16 protein-coding genes and 7 pseudogenes are annotated in these 19,756 nt (G+C 39.4%); 13 read left to right on the top strand and 10 right to left on the bottom strand.

What is annotated here, in order from left to right; translation table 11 throughout:
* Positions 1-94 precede the first annotated feature (94 nt).
* Both RJ01_RS16900 and RJ01_RS14890 read left to right on the top strand, forming a co-directional pair.
* A pseudogene (locus RJ01_RS16900) lies at positions 95-216 on the top strand (cation transporter); the annotation flags it as partial.
* Positions 217-393: 177 nt separating this feature from the next.
* Positions 394-1,008 (top strand): thiol:disulfide interchange protein DsbA/DsbL, encoded by a 615-nt coding sequence (locus tag RJ01_RS14890; protein ID WP_034171654.1) that lies wholly within the window; start codon positions 394-396, stop codon positions 1,006-1,008.
* Between the two features lie 76 nt (positions 1,009-1,084).
* Here RJ01_RS14890 and RJ01_RS16895 read toward each other — a convergent pair.
* Together RJ01_RS16895 and dmeF are read right to left on the bottom strand one after the other, a co-directional pair.
* Positions 1,085-1,186, bottom strand: a pseudogene (locus tag RJ01_RS16895) (TetR family transcriptional regulator); the annotation flags it as partial.
* 128 nt (positions 1,187-1,314) lie between these two features.
* Positions 1,315-2,217: pseudogene (dmeF, locus tag RJ01_RS14885) on the bottom strand (CDF family Co(II)/Ni(II) efflux transporter DmeF); the annotation flags it as partial.
* A gap of 80 nt (positions 2,218-2,297) precedes the next feature.
* Here dmeF and RJ01_RS14880 point away from each other — a divergent pair.
* Positions 2,298-2,564 carry a metal/formaldehyde-sensitive transcriptional repressor gene (locus RJ01_RS14880; RefSeq protein ID WP_005006352.1) on the top strand — a complete coding sequence of 89 codons (267 nt, stop codon included), beginning with the start codon at positions 2,298-2,300 and terminating at the stop codon, positions 2,562-2,564.
* Between the two features lie 45 nt (positions 2,565-2,609).
* Here RJ01_RS14880 and RJ01_RS16230 read toward each other — a convergent pair whose 3' ends face one another.
* The 5 genes from RJ01_RS16230 to RJ01_RS14860 form a co-directional block, all read right to left on the bottom strand.
* Positions 2,610-2,702 carry a YHYH domain-containing protein gene (locus RJ01_RS16230; RefSeq protein ID WP_151809984.1) on the bottom strand — a complete coding sequence of 31 codons (93 nt, stop codon included), beginning with the start codon at positions 2,700-2,702 and terminating at the stop codon, positions 2,610-2,612.
* A 157-nt stretch (positions 2,703-2,859) separates the two neighbouring features.
* A complete protein-coding gene (locus RJ01_RS14875; RefSeq protein ID WP_004281880.1) occupies positions 2,860-5,337 on the bottom strand; it encodes a heavy metal translocating P-type ATPase in 2,478 nt (825 codons plus the stop codon).
* A 178-nt stretch (positions 5,338-5,515) separates the two neighbouring features.
* Entirely contained in the window at positions 5,516-5,710 is a 195-nt protein-coding gene (locus tag RJ01_RS14870) for a heavy-metal-associated domain-containing protein (RefSeq protein ID WP_004281879.1), read from the bottom strand.
* Positions 5,711-6,179: 469 nt separating this feature from the next.
* Positions 6,180-7,061 carry a copper resistance D family protein gene (locus RJ01_RS14865; protein ID WP_005105846.1) on the bottom strand — a complete coding sequence of 294 codons (882 nt, stop codon included), beginning with the start codon at positions 7,059-7,061 and terminating at the stop codon, positions 6,180-6,182.
* A 64-nt stretch (positions 7,062-7,125) separates the two neighbouring features.
* Positions 7,126-7,506 (bottom strand): copper resistance protein CopC, encoded by a 381-nt coding sequence (locus tag RJ01_RS14860; RefSeq protein ID WP_004681441.1) that lies wholly within the window; start codon positions 7,504-7,506, stop codon positions 7,126-7,128.
* A 364-nt stretch (positions 7,507-7,870) separates the two neighbouring features.
* On the opposite strand from RJ01_RS14860, the gene RJ01_RS14855 reads away from it, so the two are divergent.
* From RJ01_RS14855 to RJ01_RS14835, 5 genes and pseudogenes are all read left to right on the top strand, one after another.
* The gene (locus tag RJ01_RS14855; RefSeq protein ID WP_034171653.1) at positions 7,871-8,302 is read left to right on the top strand and encodes a hypothetical protein; all 432 of its coding nucleotides are present in this window, start codon (positions 7,871-7,873) and stop codon (positions 8,300-8,302) included.
* Positions 8,303-8,328: 26 nt separating this feature from the next.
* Entirely contained in the window at positions 8,329-8,577 is a 249-nt protein-coding gene (locus RJ01_RS14850; protein ID WP_004695740.1) for a DUF2933 domain-containing protein, read from the top strand.
* A 20-nt stretch (positions 8,578-8,597) separates the two neighbouring features.
* Positions 8,598-9,248 (top strand): annotated as a pseudogene (locus tag RJ01_RS14845) (methyltransferase family protein).
* Positions 9,249-9,259: 11 nt separating this feature from the next.
* Complete coding sequence (locus RJ01_RS14840) at positions 9,260-11,635, top strand: heavy metal translocating P-type ATPase (protein WP_034171652.1); 2,376 nt, start codon at positions 9,260-9,262, stop codon at positions 11,633-11,635.
* Positions 11,632-12,916: pseudogene (locus RJ01_RS14835) on the top strand (MgtC/SapB family protein). The gene RJ01_RS14840 and the pseudogene RJ01_RS14835 overlap by 4 nt, the downstream one beginning before the upstream one ends.
* Before the next feature lie 38 nt (positions 12,917-12,954).
* On the opposite strand, the gene RJ01_RS14830 reads toward RJ01_RS14835, so the two are convergent.
* Complete coding sequence (locus RJ01_RS14830) at positions 12,955-14,355, bottom strand: heavy metal sensor histidine kinase (RefSeq protein WP_034171651.1); 1,401 nt, start codon at positions 14,353-14,355, stop codon at positions 12,955-12,957.
* Positions 14,348-15,028 carry a heavy metal response regulator transcription factor gene (locus RJ01_RS14825; protein WP_004663993.1) on the bottom strand — a complete coding sequence of 227 codons (681 nt, stop codon included), beginning with the start codon at positions 15,026-15,028 and terminating at the stop codon, positions 14,348-14,350. Before RJ01_RS14825 ends, RJ01_RS14830 begins: the two co-directional genes overlap by 8 nt.
* Positions 15,029-15,176: 148 nt before the next feature.
* On the opposite strand from RJ01_RS14825, the gene RJ01_RS14820 reads away from it, so the two are divergent.
* From RJ01_RS14820 to RJ01_RS16465, 4 genes and pseudogenes are all read left to right on the top strand, one after another.
* A complete protein-coding gene (locus RJ01_RS14820) occupies positions 15,177-15,473 on the top strand; it encodes a hypothetical protein (RefSeq protein WP_034171650.1) in 297 nt (98 codons plus the stop codon).
* An 89-nt stretch (positions 15,474-15,562) separates the two neighbouring features.
* Entirely contained in the window at positions 15,563-17,956 is a 2,394-nt protein-coding gene (locus RJ01_RS14815; protein WP_034171649.1) for a copper resistance system multicopper oxidase, read from the top strand.
* Positions 17,943-18,863, top strand: a complete 921-nt coding sequence (locus RJ01_RS14810; protein ID WP_005237511.1) for a copper resistance protein B — start codon at positions 17,943-17,945, stop codon at positions 18,861-18,863. Before RJ01_RS14815 ends, RJ01_RS14810 begins: the two co-directional genes overlap by 14 nt.
* 23 nt (positions 18,864-18,886) lie before the next feature.
* Positions 18,887-19,084, top strand: a pseudogene (locus tag RJ01_RS16465) (hypothetical protein); the annotation flags it as partial.
* Between the two features lie 16 nt (positions 19,085-19,100).
* Here the strand turns inward: RJ01_RS16465 and RJ01_RS14805 are convergent.
* Positions 19,101-19,290: pseudogene (locus RJ01_RS14805) on the bottom strand (DDE-type integrase/transposase/recombinase); the annotation flags it as partial.
* Positions 19,291-19,299: 9 nt separating this feature from the next.
* Here RJ01_RS14805 and RJ01_RS14800 point away from each other — a divergent pair.
* Positions 19,300-19,756 (top strand): NAD(P)H-dependent oxidoreductase (locus RJ01_RS14800; protein ID WP_376738173.1); only part of this gene is annotated, 457 nt, incomplete at its 3' end.

The following is a 19,756-nucleotide window of genomic DNA, read 5'->3' as shown; positions in this document are numbered from 1 at the left end:
ATCGACTCAAATCTCTATTTGCAACAGTGCCATTTAATAAACCTTTCATAAATCATTTTTTGCTCAGTTCTATGTTGTAAATTCCAGCAATTATCATAGCCACGCGGCTGTTACTGAAGAGAATAGTAAGAAGCTAATATTTACTGTAGGTTTGACCACTACGTTTTAATCGTAGAAATTATAACCGTTTTTATTACTCAAAGTTTAACTTTTGTGATTATCTAAAAACACATAGCGGTCGAATGGCCATATTAACTGACTTAAAATCAGTCGTATACTTTAATGTAGCGGTTCTGATAGCACAAAAGTTCGCAGCATGAAAACGGAACCGGCATAATTGATTTATAGTGAACCCATACACTAAGCATAATGATTTAGAGGACGATAATCCCAATGAAAAAATTCCTTTTAGGAGCTGTTGCCGCATCTGTTTTGGCCTTTTCAGGCAATGCTATGGCCAATTTTGTGGCAGGTCAGGACTATCAGGTGGTTGCAAAACCAGTCAAAGTCGAAAAACCGGGCAGAATTGAGGTACGTGAATTCTTCTGGTACGGCTGTGGTCACTGTTTCGCGCTTGAACCACATATGCAGGGCTGGTTGAAAAAATTACCAAAAGATGTACGTTTTGTACGTACGCCGGCTGCAATGAATCCACTCTGGGAGCAGGCAGCGCGTGCTTATTATGTGTCTGAAGCATTGGGTGTGCGTCAAAAAGCACATTTACAATTATTCCATGATATTCATGATAAGCAACGTCCAATTTTAGAACAGGCGCAATTGGCCAAGTTCTATACCCGCTATGGTATTCCTGAAGCGAAATTTAACAGCACTTATAAATCTTTCCCGATCACTTCGAAAATTGCCAAAGCCAAAAATCTGGCTGCTCAGTATCAGTTAAGTGGTGTTCCGGCAGTGACCGTGAATGGTAAATATATTGTGCAGGGTAATGATGCCAAAGTCATTCAGGTGGTGAATTACCTGATCGAGAAAGAGCGTAAAGCCAAATAAGACGCGATTGATTATCTCTAAAAAAAACCTGCATCGAATCTGCAGGTTTTTTTATTTAAACTGGAGGAATGGTTATTTACGTCCTGACTGCCGGATCTGGTGTTTCTATCGGCGGGCGATACCAGTGTAAAATTCCTCGGAATAAGAGCTGCATCTGCAACACGCTTTGCGCTTTAAAGTAATGAATTTTCCTTTCTATTTCAACACGCAGAATTGCCGAGGCGCCCCGACGCTCTACAACAAACAAATTCTAATCTAAGATTTACATAAATAGACTGATAAAGTTTAAAAGGAATAAATATTAATTTAAACAACATGGAAATTCTTGTTAATTTCAACAGAAATATGAACAATCTCTTCATGAATTGACAAAGCTTTACGAACTACCTCTGCTGTTAAGGAGTCATTAACTGTATTTAGGGATAAAATACATGAAAATTTACTTCTACCTACTTTCCAGACATGCAGATCAGTAATCGTAATTTGGTTATCTAATTCCTCTACAACTTCCTGAATCTCCTTTACTACAGGATGTTCCATCTCTGCATCAAGCAATGTTTTACCTGTTTCTCTAATCAATCCCCAAGACCATTGTGCTACAAGCACTGCACCTACGATCCCTAGAATTGCATCTAAAAAATCCCATCCAAAATACTTCCCTGCGAAAAGTGCAATAATCGCTAATACAGAAGTTACTGCATCTGCTACTACATGAAGAAAAGCGGCTTTCTGGTTTAAGTCATGGTCATCATGAGAGTGATGATGATGGTGGTGGTGACCATTTTCACGTAGTAACCAGGCACAAATAAAATTAACGATCAAGCCAACAATCGCAATTGAAATTGCCTCGTTGTAGTGAATATTCACAGGATTGAATAAACGTTCTATCGATTGAACACCCATGAATACAGCAACAACCATCAATAAAATGGCACTCGAATATCCAGCTAAGATTTCTATCTTCCATGTACCGAAACAGAATCTCTGATCACGAGCATATTTTCGAGCCATTTTATAGGCAAAATAAGCTAAGCCCAATGCCAACATATGAGAACTCATATGCCATCCATCAGCCAATAAAGCCATGGAATTAAAGAACCATCCTCCAAAAATTTCAAACACCATCATTACACCAGTGAGGATGGTTGCGATTAAAATTTTCTTTTGTGCTAAAGGATTTCCTTCGTCAAATTGATGCGAATGGTCACTTTTAACATTATTTAGATATTACATTTTATTGCACCACAATTAATACTCCCCCATAGTATATGTTCTTGAGGTTGAATAGTATGTCTCACTTAAATCAGAACAAAAAAATTTTAAATCGGATTAGACGAATTCAAGGTCAAACTAATGCCCTTGAACAGAATATTTTAAATTCTGAAAATTCTTGTATTGAGGTATTACAGCAAGTTGCAGCAATTAAAGGTGCGATAAATGGCTTAATGAATGAGTTAATAGAACTTCATCTTAGAGAACATGTACTCGGTGATACTGAGAAAATAAAGGAAAAAGAACTAAATGAATTTTTAGCTTTAGTTAAACGCTACTTATAACTTTAAAGCACAGTCTTTTAAATAAAAAAACTGTGTGCGCACCTATTAATGACAGTGGTAATCACCAGTTTTACTGTTGGTATGACAACCCTGTGAGTTCGTTCCCCCAGAATGAGCATTCGCATAGGTAAATGACATGCCTATAAAGCATATTAATAAAATTCTTTTCATCTTAATCCCTCTCAAATAATTAGAATATCAACTGTATGATATTTAATAAAAGCCAACATGGCTTAGACCATTTCCAAATATATAAAGTAAAGCCAACAAAACTTTAAATGTATATAAAAAATGGTTAAATAATTGCAAGGGGGGCTTTAAAACGTTTTAATCGTAAAGCATTTCCTAGTACAAATATTGACGAGAGAGCCATTGCACCAGCAGCAAATACAGGAGAAAGTAGCAGTCCAAATTGCGGATAAAGTACACCTGCTGCAATAGGAATCAGAGCTGCATTGTAAACAAATGCCCAAAATAAATTTTCACGAATATTGGTTATAGTCGCTTTGCTTAAAGCGATAGCATTTGGCACTCCTTTCAGGTTGCCAGACATCAAAACCACATCAGCAGCTTCAATAGCTACGTCTGTACCTGTACCTATTGCTAAACCAATATCTGCTTCTGCAAGTGCAGGGGCATCATTAATGCCATCTCCAACATATGCGAGTTTACCATATTGATTTTTTAATTTTTTAACGGCCTCTATTTTACCTTCAGGTAAGACTTCTGCAATAACCTCATCAATACCTAGTTTTTTTGCAATCGCTTGAGCTGTATGACGGTTATCACCTGTAATCATGGCAACCTTTAAACCTAACTGATGTAACGCTTCAATTGCAGCAAATGTTGATTCTTTAATTGGATCTGCTACAGCAATAATGGCAGCAAGTTTCTGGTCAATCGCAACATAGAGAGGGGTTTTTCCTTCTTCTCCCAAACGATCCGAAAATTGAGAAAAAACATTAGGATTCAAACCTAGTTTTTCCATATATCGATCTGCACCAATATGAACCAAATGTTCAGACACCGTTGCTTCTATTCCATAGCCCGTGACTGACTTGAAATCAGCAACAGGAGACAGGATTAATTCCTTATCTATAGCGGCTTGTACAATTGCTCGAGCAATAGGATGCTCAGACTTTGATTCAACGGCTGCCATAAGTGAAAGTACGGCATTGTATTCAAACCCTTCTAAGACATGCAGATCGGTTAAAATTGGTTTCCCTTCAGTCAGGGTCCCTGTTTTATCAACAGCAACCACTTTAGTTTCTTTGAGCAGCTGCAAAGCTTCCCCTTTACGGAATAAAACACCCATTTCAGCACCACGCCCAGTTCCCACCATGATTGATGTAGGCGTTGCAAGTCCCATTGCACAAGGACATGCAATAATGAGTACCGCAACTGCATTAACTAAGCTAAACGTTAGGGCTGGCTCAGGGCCGAAGATAAACCAAGTAATAAAAGTTAAAAGAGAGAGACCCATTACTACAGGTACAAACCACATGGTAATTTTATCAACCAATGCCTGAATAGGCAGCTTGGAACCCTGTGCCTGTTCAACCATTCGGATGATTTGAGAAAGCACTGATGAACTACCAACAGAGGTGGCTTTGATATTTAAGCTGCCACTTTGGTTAATTGTTCCTCCTACCACAGTAGAGCCTATCGTTTTTTCAACGGGCATAGGCTCGCCAGTAATCATGGATTCATCAATAAAACTTTGGCCGTGAATAACTTCACCATCGACAGGGATACGCTCGCCTGGTCTAATCTCTACAATCGTTCCTGTTTGAACTTCGGCAATCGGAACTTCTATCACCTGATTATTGAGCTGTATTCTGGCAACTTTAGGCTGCATTCCAACTAGATGTTGAATTGCTAAAGACGTTCGGCCTTTTGCCTTGGCTTCAAAAAATCTACCTAATAGAATTAAAGTGATAATAACCGCTGCAGCTTCATAATAAACATTGACCGTGCCTTGTGGCAGGACACTTGGAAAGAAAGTAGCAACCACTGAATAAAGATAAGCAGCCAATGTTCCTACAGCCACCAAGGAATTCATGTCTGGTGCTAAGCGGAATAAACTTGGGATGCCCTTTTTAAAGAAGCGTCGGCCTGGAAAAATTAATGCTACTGTGGTCAAGAAAAATTGCATTAACCAGCTATTTTGTTGGCCAATGTTATCCATCATAAACGTATGAAAGGCGGGAATCAGGTGTGATCCCATTTCTAAAATAAAAACGGGTAGAGTCAATAAGACTGACAAAATTAAATCTTTTTTAAGTTTTTCTAATTCAATATTTTTTTTATCTTGAAAGCTTTCCGTAGTTTGATGAACTGACTTTGCTTCAAACCCTGCTTTGGTGACAGCCTGAATTAACGAGTCACGAGTGACAGATGAGCTTGCCTGAATAGTCGCTTTTTCAGTAGCCAGATTTACATGAGCTGATTCCACACCCTCAACAGATTTTAAGGCCTTTTCTACTCGACCTACACAAGAAGCACATGACATACCCTCAATCGTAAGCTCTATTGGTTGCAGCGCTTCCACTTCGTAGCCTGCTTTTTCTACGGCTTTAATTAAAGTAGCGCGATCAAGTGGTTGATGCGCATAAATGACTGCTTTTTCGGTAGCCAGATTTACATGAGCCGATTCAACACCCTCAACAGATTTTAAAGCTTTTTCCACACGGCCTACACAAGAAGCACATGTCATCCCCTCAATCTCTAATGTTTCACTGTAGTGTGGCGTATCAGTCATTTCGGTACTCATATACGATCTCTATCATTTAGATATGCTGAGTTCTATATGCGAAGATCAGCTCGAACCAAGATTAGGGGGAATTCAGGGATTACTTTTATTTCAAGCAAGTACAGGTTTTATCTGTACGATGAGGAAAATAAGAGAGAGTAAAAGTGGTAAGGAATTCCCACTGTTACTCTAACAGAGATTAAGCAGGATCAGCTGTAAATCCACGCTCACTGAGAGTGGCAATGACTTGATCCTGACTCACCGTTGTGTTGATTTCAACAATACGGTTTTGTAAATCAATATCGAGTGAGGCATTCGAGTCGAGCTCTTTAATTGCGGTAGTAATGCCGCGTGCACAACCACCACAAGTCATATTAGCGATGTGAAATTTCATATGTTGCTCCTTTTTAACAAAACATTTGTTTAAAACATTAGAACAGTAACTCTAAACTTTCACCATACAACCAGCCTTTTTCTGAATCAGTTACTCGCTGTAACTTGGTCTGTTTACAACCTTACAGTTTTCTTCAGAGTATTCCAAAGAAGAGTGTTCTAATGACTACAGTAAAAGTACTTAACCAACATTAATGTGACTTTAAAATGACATTTTTGTCATCTACGATCACTCTGAAATTTATAAGATTAGTTATTTCAATCAATGGTAGTGAACTGAATAGATGAGACCGTTATGGGTTGAAGATAAGCTAAAAACCGGTGACTACCTTTATGTATAATGCCTCATGATGCGATTTTACTGTTCTGATTGTCGTAAGTTGGCAGTCCAGTAGAAACTTTATTGCTCAGCTACAAAAGATAAATGCAGTAATGTTAAATTTCCTCAATTCCCTTATTTTGAAATTCTCTTATTCAATACCCACGACAGTGGTTATATAGCCTGTTGTTAATAGAATTGATAGACCTAATAACATCTCAAATAAAATGGCATGACTAAGGTGTTTAGCGAATTTAGGATGTTGAAGACGCGGGGTGAAATACCATTTGTTGAAGGCAGCTAAAAGTAGAATACCTATAACAAAAAACATTTTAACCATGAAACCATAGCCATATGCAGTATTGATTAAGGTATTAAAATCTTTAATTAAAAGAAGAGCTACACTAGCGCCACAGGCGATTAATATCCCAACAATGAAAGCAGCAATACGTCCAAATACATGCATGCGATCTTTTAAAGGTAAACCACTTATTTCCCGGCTGGTTTTCCATAACGGATATAAAGACCCCATCCATAACGACATAACTAGAATATGGATTGATAATAAAATTTGAGCAAGTAAGGTTAAATTAGCGACATGTCCGAGCTGGGAAAAACTAAAAATAATCGGGAGAAGTAAAACACAAAATATTGAACTTTCAATTATAGAAAACTGACCTTTGTTCCTGTTAAGTTTAACCACCATGAGAAGAAGTAAAAGAGCAAAACTAATAGAACGAAGAACGTATATATACCCCGTCGGAGTATTAACCAATATATTAATATACGTGGGGTCCACCATACCTGTAATACCAGTATTGGCAAAACTACCAATCAGAATAAAAAATCCCAAGGTACTGGAAATTAGGCCTAATCCAGCGCCAATTGTAATATATTTAAGAATCGATTCTTTTAGTTCAAGATATTGTCTAAGTAAAAAATAGCAAAAGGCTCCACCAACGACAAAAGCTACACTTAAATATAAAATAACCTTAGTTAACCAAGTGGCCCACATCCAATATTCAGAAATCATTATTTTTGTCCATTCTAGAACAACATGCCAGCACCTCACTGACATGTTGAAAGGTAATCAATTCTTATTTAGTTGATTTGATAGTGAAACTATATTCACCATTCATGTTGTGACCATCTTTCCCCATTGTTGTCCAGACAACGGTATATTTACCTTTTTTCAGTTTCGGAAGAGCTACATCAAAGGATTTCTTTAAGTCATGAGTAACTTTATATTTTAAAGGAACATCTCTTCGCTGAGCATCCAGTAACTTAATATTCATCAACATAACCTCTGCACCAAAGTTAAGGGTCAAGTTCTTTGGTTGACTAAGGATAGATGCATTTTCCGCAGGAATCGCACTCACTAAACTCACATGAGCGAACGTAGTTGTAGTAGCCACAATCATCGTTGCAGCTACTACAACATTACGTAGAGCAGTCATTTTATTTTGAAATAATTTCATTTACGTTTCCTCTTGATTCGTTAGTTCATTAGAGATGACTTTATAAAATCTATATTTAATGAGACCACATCATCTCCTCTTATATTTCAATTATTAGTAAGAGACAGAAACAGGGCGATGACTTCAAAATTACATTTTTGTCATTTTTAAAAATCAATAGACTCAAGTGATAAAATTATTCAATAGAAATAAAAAAATTGACTATAACCAGCTACCACCTAAGTAAAACACCGGTGGCATAACCAGCGATCAACTTCATCAAAAGAATGAGTGGAGCAAATAAATGAAAAATACCTCTCTCTATTTGTTTGCTTCATTCATTTAAAGGTTGTATCGGCTGATCAACTGATGGAAGGAAAATATCATGACTTATATCCGCCAAACTTTACTTGCACTTTGTATAACCACTGCCGCTCTAGGTGCATTAGCCCAAAATCCTGAAGAGCATCAAACTCATCACCCAGAAAATACTCCTCCATCCACAGTCACTGTTAAAAAGACAGCTACTGGCACGATGACTCCAGACAAAATGGCTGCAATGGACCAGCACATGAAAGCGATGCAAGCCATGCATGAAAAGATGATGGCTGCAAAAAACCCGCAAGAACGTCAGAAACTTATGGCTGAGCACATGAAACTCATGCAAGGAGGTATAAGCATGATGAAACAGATGGGTAGCCAAAGCATGAATGCCAATATGGCTGACCGTCAGCAAATGATGGAAAAACGTATGGACATGATGCAATCCATGATGCAGATGATGATGGACTGTATGCCTCCGTCAGCAACTAAATAGTTACCCATGAATTAGGGGAAAGCACCATGAATCACCAACACCAAGAAAATAATTCAGTACCTAACTTCTGGTCTACACGTTATGCCATTGGTCTAATCGTGCTGGGTGGTATCGCAGCTTATTTTCTATTAACGGAACATTTAGCCCACGTTATCGGTGCTTTGCCTTATTTATTCCTTTTAGCGTGTCCACTGATGCATATTTTTATGCATGGTGGTCATGGGCATAACCACTCGCAGCAAAAAAAATCCGATATATCTGATAACAAAAAATAGCTCTTATCAGGAGATCCATCATGAATCATGCGGAATCGGCTTATGGTTTATGGACGCTGGTTATCATTAACTCAGCAGTTTTTATCATGTTCGCTTTCAGTTTTTTTAGACCTTCCACTGCGCGCGATTGGCGTACATTTGGGGTCTTTTCGGCTTTTATCATTGCTCTATTTGTCGAAATGTATGGTTTTCCTTTAACCATTTACCTGTTATCTGGTTGGCTTCAAACTCGCTTCCCTCAACTTGACTTACTTTCTCATAATGCAGGTCACTTGTGGTCAACGCTATTAGGTGAAAAAGGTGATCCACATTTTGGCATTTTGCATATCGCCAGTTACGTTTTCTTGGGCTATGGATTTTACCTGTTATCAACGTCATGGCACGTGCTGTACAACGAGCAACGTCAGCATTCTTTAGCGATCACAGGCCCTTATGCACGTATACGTCACCCATAATACGTGGCTTTTGTGATGATCTTGCTGGGTTTTTTATTGCAATGGCCAACTTTACTGACACTGATTATGTTTCCAATCCTACTCTTAATGTACAGCCGCTTGGCAATTAAGGAAGAGGCTGAAATGAGTAAACAGTTTGGCGCTGTCTATGACAGCTATGCTCAACAGACTCCGAGATTTATTCCAAAATTCGGCCATAAAACCACTTTACCATAAGAGAATTATTTATGTCAGATCAAAAAAATCATAACCAGGACCATATGGCACAGGCTACAACAGACGTACTGAAAGACCCAGTCTGTGGTATGACCGTCACTGAAGAATCGAAATACCATGAGGAATTTAAGGGGAAAACTTACTTTTTTTGCAGTGATAAATGTCAATCAAAGTTTCATAGCAGCCCGGTGCAATATATCGCTAAACCCGCAACGACGACTGCCGATGCACATACACAGCATCATCAGACTACTCAATCCGTTAATGAGACAAGCACAACAGGCACGATCATCTATACGTGCCCAATGCATCCAGAAATTAAACAAGATCATCCTGGAAACTGTCCTAAATGCGGAATGACACTGGAGCCACTCATTCCTGAATTAGAGGAAGATGAGAATCCGGAGTTACGTGATTTCCGCCGACGCTTCTGGTGGACACTGCCATTGACCATCATCGTGACTTTTTTGGCGATGTTTGGTCATCAAATGAACCTGTTCAATATGGCGGTTCAGAGCTGGATTGAACTGGTGTTGTCACTCCCAATTGTACTTTGGGCAGGTTGGCCATTTTTTTCCCGGGGTTGGCAATCGGTTGTGAATCGCAGCCCGAACATGTGGACGCTGATTGGTTTGGGCACTGGAGCTGCATTTATTTATAGTGTGGTCGCAACCATTGCACCGCAAATCTTCCCAGACTCATTTATTTCCATGGGTCGTGTCGCTGTTTACTTTGAAGCTTCAGCGGTCATCATTTCATTGACCCTACTGGGACAAATATTGGAGTTAAAAGCACGTTCGCAAACTTCTGTTGCAATTAAGTCACTCCTTGGGCTCGCTCCTAAAACAGCTCGCCGAATCCTGCCTGATGGAACTGAAGAAGATGTTCCTCTAACGCATGTCCATGTAGGAGATTTACTCAGAATTCGCCCAGGTGAAAAAGTGCCTGTGGATGGTGTAATCACTGAAGGAAGTAGTTCAGTGGATGAATCGATGCTGACAGGTGAACCTTTACCTATCACTAAACGTATCGGCGATAAAGTCATTGGAGCTACCCTGAATACCAATGGTTCATTGATCATGCGTTCAGAGAAAATTGGTTCAAGTACCATGTTATCCCAGATCGTACAGATGGTGGCGCAAGCTCAACGATCGAGAGCACCAATGCAACGTATGGCTGATCAGGTAGCAGGTTGGTTCGTCATGGCTGTAGTGACCATTGCCTTGCTTACCTTCTTTGGATGGGGACTATTCGGCCCAGAAGAATCAAGCTGGGTTTATGCATTAATCAATGCTGTGGCAGTACTCATTATTGCCTGTCCTTGTGCACTAGGCTTGGCAACTCCAATGTCTATCATGGTTGCGACGGGTCAAGGTGCTACTCATGGTGTGCTGTTCCGTGATGCAGCAGCCATTGAGAATCTACGCAAGATTGACACACTAATCATCGATAAAACAGGTACGTTAACTGAAGGACGCCCTGTATTCGATCGTGTAGTTGCCGCATCAGATTTTGACGAATCTGAAGTATTACGTTTAGCCGCCAGTCTTGATCAAGGCAGTGAACACCCGCTAGCCGAAGCGATTGTAAACGCAGCACACGAACGTGGCCTGTCTCTTGAAACACCAGATAATTTTGAATCGGGCTCAGGGATTGGTGTTCGAGGTCAAGTGGGCGATCGTCAGTTAGCTTTGGGCAACACAGCACTGATGGAGCAATTGGGTATCTCGGTACAATCTCTGATTCCGCAAGCCGAAGAGCTGCGTTCGGAAGGTGCAAGTGTGATGCATCTAGCCATCAATGGTGAATTGGCCGGTCTGCTTGCAGTATCCGATCCCATCAAAAAAAATACCCCAGAAGCACTTGCCACCCTGAAGGAAGCGGGTCTACGTATCGTGATGGCAACAGGAGATGGTCTCACCACTGCCCGTTCAGTCGCAGCACGTCTAGGCATTGATGAGGTACATGGCGAAGTCAAACCCGCAGATAAACTAGAACTGGTCAGCAAATTGCAGAAGGAAGGTCGCATCGTGGCTATGGCTGGTGATGGCATCAATGATGCACCAGCCTTGGCTAAAGCTGATGTCGGTATCGCTATGGGAACCGGGACTGATGTTGCAATGAATAGTGCCCAAGTTACGCTGGTCAAGGGAGATTTACGAGGGATTGCTGTTGCCCGTTCACTTTCGGAAGCTACTGTCGGCAACATGAAACAGAACCTCATGTTTGCTTTCCTTTACAATGCTTTGGGTATCCCTATCGCGGCTGGCGTACTATATCCATTTACCGGTTGGTTGTTGTCACCGATGATTGCCGCCTTGGCTATGAGTTTGAGTTCAGCTTCAGTCATCACCAATGCCCTTCGCCTGCGAAATAAAAAGTTATGATAGAGAGTTCCTTTCTTCCACCAGATGTATCAGGGCTGGTTGCAGCACTCGCCATCGGCCTGCTCATTGGTTTAGAACGAGGATGGCAGGATCGAGAACTGCCAGAAGGCAGCCGAGTAGCAGGTCTACGTACCTTCACATTGACAGGATTGCTCGGAGGAGTGCTCGGTCATTTACAACCAAACTTCGGAGCTTGGCCGCTAGTTGCGGCCGTATTAGGGCTTTCCTTATTACTAACAGTGTCCTATGCTCGTACCGCAAAAATTTCCGGTAATTTAAGTGCTACCACAATTATTGCGATGCTGTTGACATTAGTTTTAGGTGCATATGCATCCCATGGCAATGTTACTTTAGCATTAACCGCGGCTGTAATCGTCGCTGTATTTTTGGATCTCAAGCCAACCTTACACGGTTGGCTACGCTTGATAGAGCATCGTGAATTAACCGCATCCCTGCAGTTGCTGGTACTTTCTGTCGTTATATTACCCTACTTACCCAATACGGGTCTGGGACCTTTTGCTGCATTAAATCCTTACCAGTTATGGTGGGCAGTGATCCTGATTGCCGGACTCTCTCTGGCAGGTCATTTTGCCATGCGGCTTACCGGTTCAGAAAGAGGCATATTCTGGACAGGTCTATTGGGTGGTTTGGCATCGTCTACAGCTGCAACTGTCGCACTGGCACGCTATACACGCCAGCACCCCGTCATGGTCAGTGCTGCTATTTCTGGAACATTGGCTGCCTGTGGCATCATGTTTTTTCGTATGGTTGTGCTGATAGGCGTCATTGAGCCAGCATTGCTAAGCACTTTTGGTGGTGCAATGATGATTGCGGGAATCCTTCTGCTGGGTATGGCATTGTGGAGACAACGCCAAATTACCAGCGCTGAAAACAACGATCGAACAATAGAAGCAATGGCTCCTTTTGATCTTGGGACAGCATTCAGCTTCGCTGCTTTCCTGGCTGTCATGGCAGTCTTGGTCCCGGCAGCAAAACAATGGTTGGGCACCAGCGGCATCTTCGTATTATCGACTATTTCTGGGCTAGCAGACGTAGATGCTATTTTAGTCTCACTTGCCCGCCTGCATAGTACTGAAGGCTTAACAACAAATGTGGCTGCTGTCGCGCTAGGGCTAGCCACACTGAGCAACATGTTAAGCAAAGCGACAATTGCATGGATGACAGGGGGGGGCACAGTTTGGCCGAGCTATCATATTTGGCTACACAATTGCCATGATAGGTGCTGGCGTAGCTCTGGCTCTCAGTTTGAGCTTTATGTAAGGTCAACTCGGGTAAATGGAAGATGTTCAAAAAATGAGTTAAAATGATTCCCCTTGCATGGATTCACTTTGAAAAACAATGGTAAAAATGATTCGACCATTGAGGGATTCAGCCTGGATGGTCGCCCCAAGCATATCAAGAATAGATTTTGTTATCGCGAGCCCTAAGCCGGTTCCTTCTTCTGTTCTTTGTCTAGATGCATCTGTTCGATAAAATCGATCAAATAACCTGGATAGTTGTTCAGGAGAGATTTCAGGGCCTTCATTTTCAATTGAAAATATTGTGTTATCTAAATTCTGTTGAAGTTTTATGCGTATTGTAGAATTCTTATTTCCATATTTAACTGCATTAGATAATAGATTGCTGAGTGCTCGACGTAACATAGCAGGATCACCTTTGACATTTCCAGATCCTGTTTGTTGAAGCGTCATATTTTTTTCGGCAGCTAGCGCATCATAGAAATCAAATAAGGCTGTAACTTCTTTAACCAGGTCAATATTCTGTAAGTTCTGTAATTTTAGGCCATGTTCTGCTTTTGCCAAGAAAAGCATATTGGATACCATTCGAGCCAAACGTTCTAATTCTTCTAAATTAGAAAATAGTATTTCTTGATAAGTACCAATATCTCGGTTACGGGCAAGACATACTTGAGTTTGAGTCATTAAGTTATTAATCGGTGTTCTAATTTCATGCGCTAAATCAGATGAAAAATCGGAAAGCCTTTCTAAAGCTGATTCTAGTCTGTCGAGCATATCATTGAAGGCAATTGCTAATGATTTTAGTTCTGTTGGTGTGTGCTCAACTTCTAAACGTTCTGAAAGATGTTGGGCAGAAATGCCTTCTGCGACCTTAGCCATTTTTTGCACGGGTCTTAAACCTCTCCAGGTTGCAAACCAGCCTAAAAACATTAAACAAATCGTACCGGCTAAACCAATGTAAAAAAGTTGACGCTTAAAATCATTTAAAAAATGTAGATGTTCAGATGTATCGATCCCCACAATAATGCGTACAGATTGTATCTCAGTATTTTTGTTTATATCCGTGTTGTAGATCATGCCACGATAAGTCTTATCCTGAATTTTCCATTTAATCCATGAATTATTTGCTGACTTGGTTAAGTGTTGAGTATTAATTGTTGAAGGTGCTGAACTAAATAAAACTTTACCTGTCGGTCGTTCTATTTGAACCATAAGATCATGGTGTCCAACTAAAGCGTCTCTCAAATAAAGATTAAGTTCTGGAGAGTTTTTAGGATTCTGTTGGATAAGATTCTGAATCAGCTGAATTTTACCTTCTAATTGGGTACGGTCTTGAGTCTCAAAATGATGCATTACTAATTTATTTATGAACAAACCCATAATAATTAGAATGAAAATAGTAGATAATGAGAAAATGATACCGATCCGGAAACTGATCGCTCTGAATAAATTATTATTCATCCTCTACCTCTAGTACATACCCCATTCCTCGAATATTCTGAATTAATTTGGGAGTAAAGTTACTGTCAACTTTACTTCTTAATCGTTTAATAGCGACTTCAACGACATTCGTATCACTATCAAAGTTCATATCCCAAATTTGAGATGCAATAAGTGCTCTTGGTAGAATTTCACCTCTTCTACGCATAAAAAGCTCCATAAGCGCGAATTCTTTAGCCGTTAAATCAATGCGTTGACCTGCTCGTGTTACCCGACGTTTTCTCAAATCAAGTTCTAAATCAGCAATCTTAATAATATTATTATCTTCTCTTTGTTGCCCTCGTCTAAGGAGCGTTTTTATTCGAGCTAGAAGCTCTGCAAAAGCAAAAGGCTTAACTAAATAATCATCAGCGCCTAGCTCTAATCCTTTTACTCGATCTTCGATTTGATCTCGGGCGGTAAGAAAAAGAATGGGCATTGTTTTACCGCTGCTACGAATATCATTGATAATATTCCAACCATTTAGTCCAGGTAACATCACGTCTAAAATAATTAAGTCATACTCTTCAGAAAGAGCTTGATGTTTACCCGTTAACCCATCTGTAACCCAGTCCGTAATATAGCCAGCTTCGGATAAACCTTGCTTGAGATAATCACCAGTTTTTTGTTCATCTTCAACTAATAGTATTCTCATTTCCGAATCCTAAGTCATTCATTAAAACTATAATAACGTTATAAAACATCTGATCGAGATAGATTACAAAAATGTCATTTTCAAGTCACTTAGATGTTCAGTGCTTCACTTTATTGTAGTAGCAAGAAATTAACTTTTAGAGAAACTTATGAAAACTGTAGTGCGTCGTAGTCTAACAATTTTAATGTGTGCTGGAACTTTAATTGCTGGTACTCAATCTTGGACAAAAGATGTATCAACCTCAAGTGCCACTAAAACGGTAAAAGCACAGAAACCTTGTACAAAACCTTGTAAAATGGAAAAAGATGACAAGACTCAGCAAGATCATAGTCAACATCAGTCTCCTAACTCATCTGACATGTCAAAAATGGATCATTCTATGATGAATATGGACCATTCTAAAATGGATCATTCAAAGATGAATATGCCTGGTAGCAATAAATAATTTTATAAATAGCGAGAAAGAAGTATTAAAGTTTATACTAAATATTTGCTTTATTACTTCAATCTTGACCTTTCTAAAGGTGAGATAGAATGTCAAAAAAGTTAAGTCATGTACTCTTAATTGGAGTTGGTTTATTTTCATCAACTTGGGTAATGGCGGCAGTTAAAGAATATGATTTAACAATCGCTGAACAAACTGTAAATATCACAGGAAAACCGCTAAAGAGAATTACCGTTAATGGTAAATTCGTTGCACCACTTCTTGAATTTGAAGAAGGTGATGAGGCCGTTATCCGTGTTCACAATAAGTTAAAAAATCAGGACTCTTCAATCCATTGGCATGGCTTATTATTACCTGGAATTATGGATGGTGTACCTGGATTTAACAAATTTAATGGCATTGCCCCTAATAAAACTTATGAATATAAGTTTAAAGTCCGCCAAAATGGTACTTATTGGTATCATTCACATAGTAAAGGACAAGAACAAGACGGTTTATATGGTGCTTTTGTTATTTATCCTAAAGATAAAACTCCACTAACAGCTGCTGAAAAAACCGATAAAGATTACGTTGTTTTGCTTTCTGATTTTCATAATTCAACAAGTGATCAAATTATGAAAAATCTTAAAAAAGAAGCAGATTACTATCAGAACCGTCGCGAAACAGTATTCGATGTATTAAAACAAGTTAAACGTGATGGATTAAAGGCAACTTGGCAAGACCGCTCTATGTGGAATCAGATGCGGATGTTGAAAACAGATATGTCCGATGTGACTGGTTATACATTTTTAATGAATGGCAAAACACCTCAGCAAAACTGGACCGGTAACTTCAAAGCTGGTGAAAAAGTTCGCCTTCGTTTTATTAATGCTTCCGCTATGTCATTCTTTGATGTACGCATTCCAAACCTAAAAATGACTGTAGTCAGTGCTGATGGTCAACCTGTAAAGCCCGTTCCTGTAGATGAGTTCCGTATTGGTACTGCTGAAACCTATGATGTCATTGTGGAACCAAAACAAGCACATTACCAAATTGAAGCTGAATCTATTGATCGTACCGGTTTTTCAGTGGGAACATTACATGAAGAAAGCAGCCCAGCAGTCAAACAAATTGAGATGCCTAAATCTCGCCCTCGTGCTTTATTAACTATGGAAGATATGGGGATGAGCCATGACATGTCATCTATGAAAGATATGAATCACGATATGTCTTCTATGAAAGGTATGGATCATGATATGTCTTCTATGAAAGGTATGAATCATGATATGTCTTCTATGAAAGGTATGGATCATGATATGTCTTCTATGAAAGGTATGGATCATGATATGTCTTCTATGAAAGGTATGGATCATGATATGTCTTCTATGAAAGGTATGGATCATGATATGTCTTCTATGAAAGGTATGGATCATGATATGTCTTCTATGAAAGGTATGGATCATGATATGTCTTCTATGAAAGGTATGGATCATGATATGTCTTCTATGAAAGGTATGGATCATGATATGTCTTCTATGAAAGGTATGGATCATGATATGTCTTCTATGAAAGGTATGGATCATGATATGTCTTCTATGAAAGGTATGGATCATGATATGTCTTCTATGAAAGGTATGGATCATGATATGTCTTCTATGAAAGGTATGGATCATGATATGTCTTCTATGAAAGGTATGGATCATGATATGTCTTCTATGAAAGGTATGGATCATGATATGTCTTCTATGAAAGGTATGGATCATGATATGTCTTCTATGAAAGGTATGGATCATGATATGTCTTCTATGAAAGGTATGGATCATGATATGTCTTCTATGAAAGGTATGAATCATGATATGTCTTCTATGAAAGGTATGGATCATGATATGTCTTCTATGAAAGGTATGGATCATGATATGCCGATGAATAGCGCTACTGTTAAGGCGGCTTCAGACAAGAATGATAATACCGTATTTGGATGGGCAAATGCTTCAACACCTGAAGGTAATAAAGCATTGCAATATAGTGATTTGCAATCGTTAGATCCTCAAAAAGACACTCGTGCAGCTGAACGTGAAATAGAGATCCGTCTTGGTGGAAACATGGAGCGTTATATTTGGACAATAAATGGTAAAAAATTTAATGAAGCCGACCCACTAGTGGTGAAGTATGGTGAACGTATTCGCTTAAAATTTGTCAATGACAGTATGATGGCTCACCCAATGCACTTACATGGCATGTTTATGCAGCTTGAGAATGGTCAGGATCCAAGCAATATGCCAAACAAACATACGGTAATTGTTCCACCTGGGAAAACGATAACCACTCTACTCACAGCTGATGAGTTAGGTGAGTGGGCTATTCATTGTCACCTGCTTTACCATATGAGTGCAGGAATGATGAATAAACTCATTGTAGCTCAAGTGGAAGATGGTAATTCTACAAAGACTGTTCCTCAGTCCCAAGTAAATGAGAAGGGAGTAAATCCACATGCACATCACTAATAATTTGTTTTCAAAAACAACTTTGATGATTGCGCTATTTGGATTATCAAATCTAACGTTCGCTAAAAATGAAACTCCTGTACAAGACAGTAATATTACAAAAAATATGAAAATTCTTTTACAGGAATCTGGAGGATTAAAGTATTCCCTTCAAGAGCGTTATCCAGAATATTATTCAATGGAAAATGCGAATATGGGGGATAAGAGTGTCCAGATTGCGCTTGAGAACTCTAACTCACCTCATGACAATCATCTTAAAGAACATGGTGGACAAATTTATCAAACGACAAAATTTGAAAATGAATGGATGGTTGATGAAGACGGTAAGGGCAACCTAGGAACAAAGTTTGAAACTTTAATTGGAACAGATGAAAATCGTCTATTTATTGAAGCCAATTCGGAAAAGTCAGAAAGTAATGATCCAAAATATGCTGTATCAGCACTTTATAGCCGTAACGTAGCCCCATTTTGGGATGTACAAGCTGGGGTAAGATATAGTGAAGATAAAAATAACAGCAGCAGCGATCGAGTGGATGGGGTTATTGGTATATTAGGTCTAGCTCCTTATTTCTTTGAAACACAAGCATATCTTTATGGCGGTGAGAATAATTTTTGGGGAGCAAGTTTTGAATTAGAACGTGATTTGCTTTTAACTCAGAAACTTATTACTCAACCTTATATCGAAGCAGATGTAATATTTAGCGATGATTCTAACTATGCTGCAAAATCAGGTTTATCAGAACTTAAAACTGGTATCAAAACCCGATATGAGATTACTAAGCGAATTAAACCTTTCATTGATGTTGCTTACCAATATGAAAAAGGACAGAAAGCCACTTCTATGCAAGAGGCAACAGAGTCTGAAAAGGGATGGAAATATGGTGCAGGTATCGAATTAGTTTTTTAAAATAATATGACTTGGAATCATGAATGGTAGCTTCGGCTACTATTCATGAATTATTACTATTTATTTTCGAATCTGTAAAACTAAAAAAGCTTAATTTTTGGTCTATTTTTATGCAGTGGTTAAAAACATGCTTATCGCTGTTTTTATCGTTTGCTATTCTTTTAGTAGGATCGGCTGCTACTACTTCGTCTGTACATCATCGGTGTTTAATGCCATCTGAATAGATGCATGTGGCATAGCCGTCTTCATCGATTTGAATCCTAAAGTGGCCCTAATGATCCGCTTTAGCTTGCCATGATTACATTCGATCACGTTATTTTTATACTTAACCTGCCTGTGCTCAAGATCTGGTGGACATTTTCTTTCCCATTTTAACCGTGACAAAGCACCTCCATATGTGTGCTTTATCTGTATCTATCACTTGTGGGGCCTTCCTTTGCCAGAAGATGCGGATACTGAGCATCCAAAAGTAAAAGAACTGCATGAGCTTCTTGCATGGTCTGAAGGTATGGTCTGGTGTTCACCTGAACGTCATGGTTCTATGAGTTCCATTTTTAAATCACAAATAGACTGGATTCCACTTGCAGGAGGAGCAATCCGTGCTACCCAAGTTAAAACCCTTGCCTTGATGCAAGTCAGTGGTGGATCACAGTCATTTAACAGCCTGAACCAGATGCGTATTTTGGGGCGGTGGATGCGGATGATCACCATTCCAAATCAGTCTTCAATTCCGAAAGCTTTCTTGGAATTTGAAGAAGATGGACGAATGAAGCCTTCAGCTTTCTATGACCGGATTGTGGATGTCATGGAAGAGTTATTTAAGTTCACTCTACTGACTCGTGGTCAAAGCAAATACCTGACTGATCGTTATTCTGAACGCAAGGAATCGGCTG

The sequence above is a fragment of the Acinetobacter sp. YZS-X1-1 genome, from assembly GCF_000804305.1.
Classification (GTDB): Bacteria; Pseudomonadota; Gammaproteobacteria; order Pseudomonadales; family Moraxellaceae; genus Acinetobacter; species Acinetobacter variabilis.
Note: the sequence above shows the minus strand (reverse complement) of the source record. Positions and strands in the feature narration are given on the sequence as shown.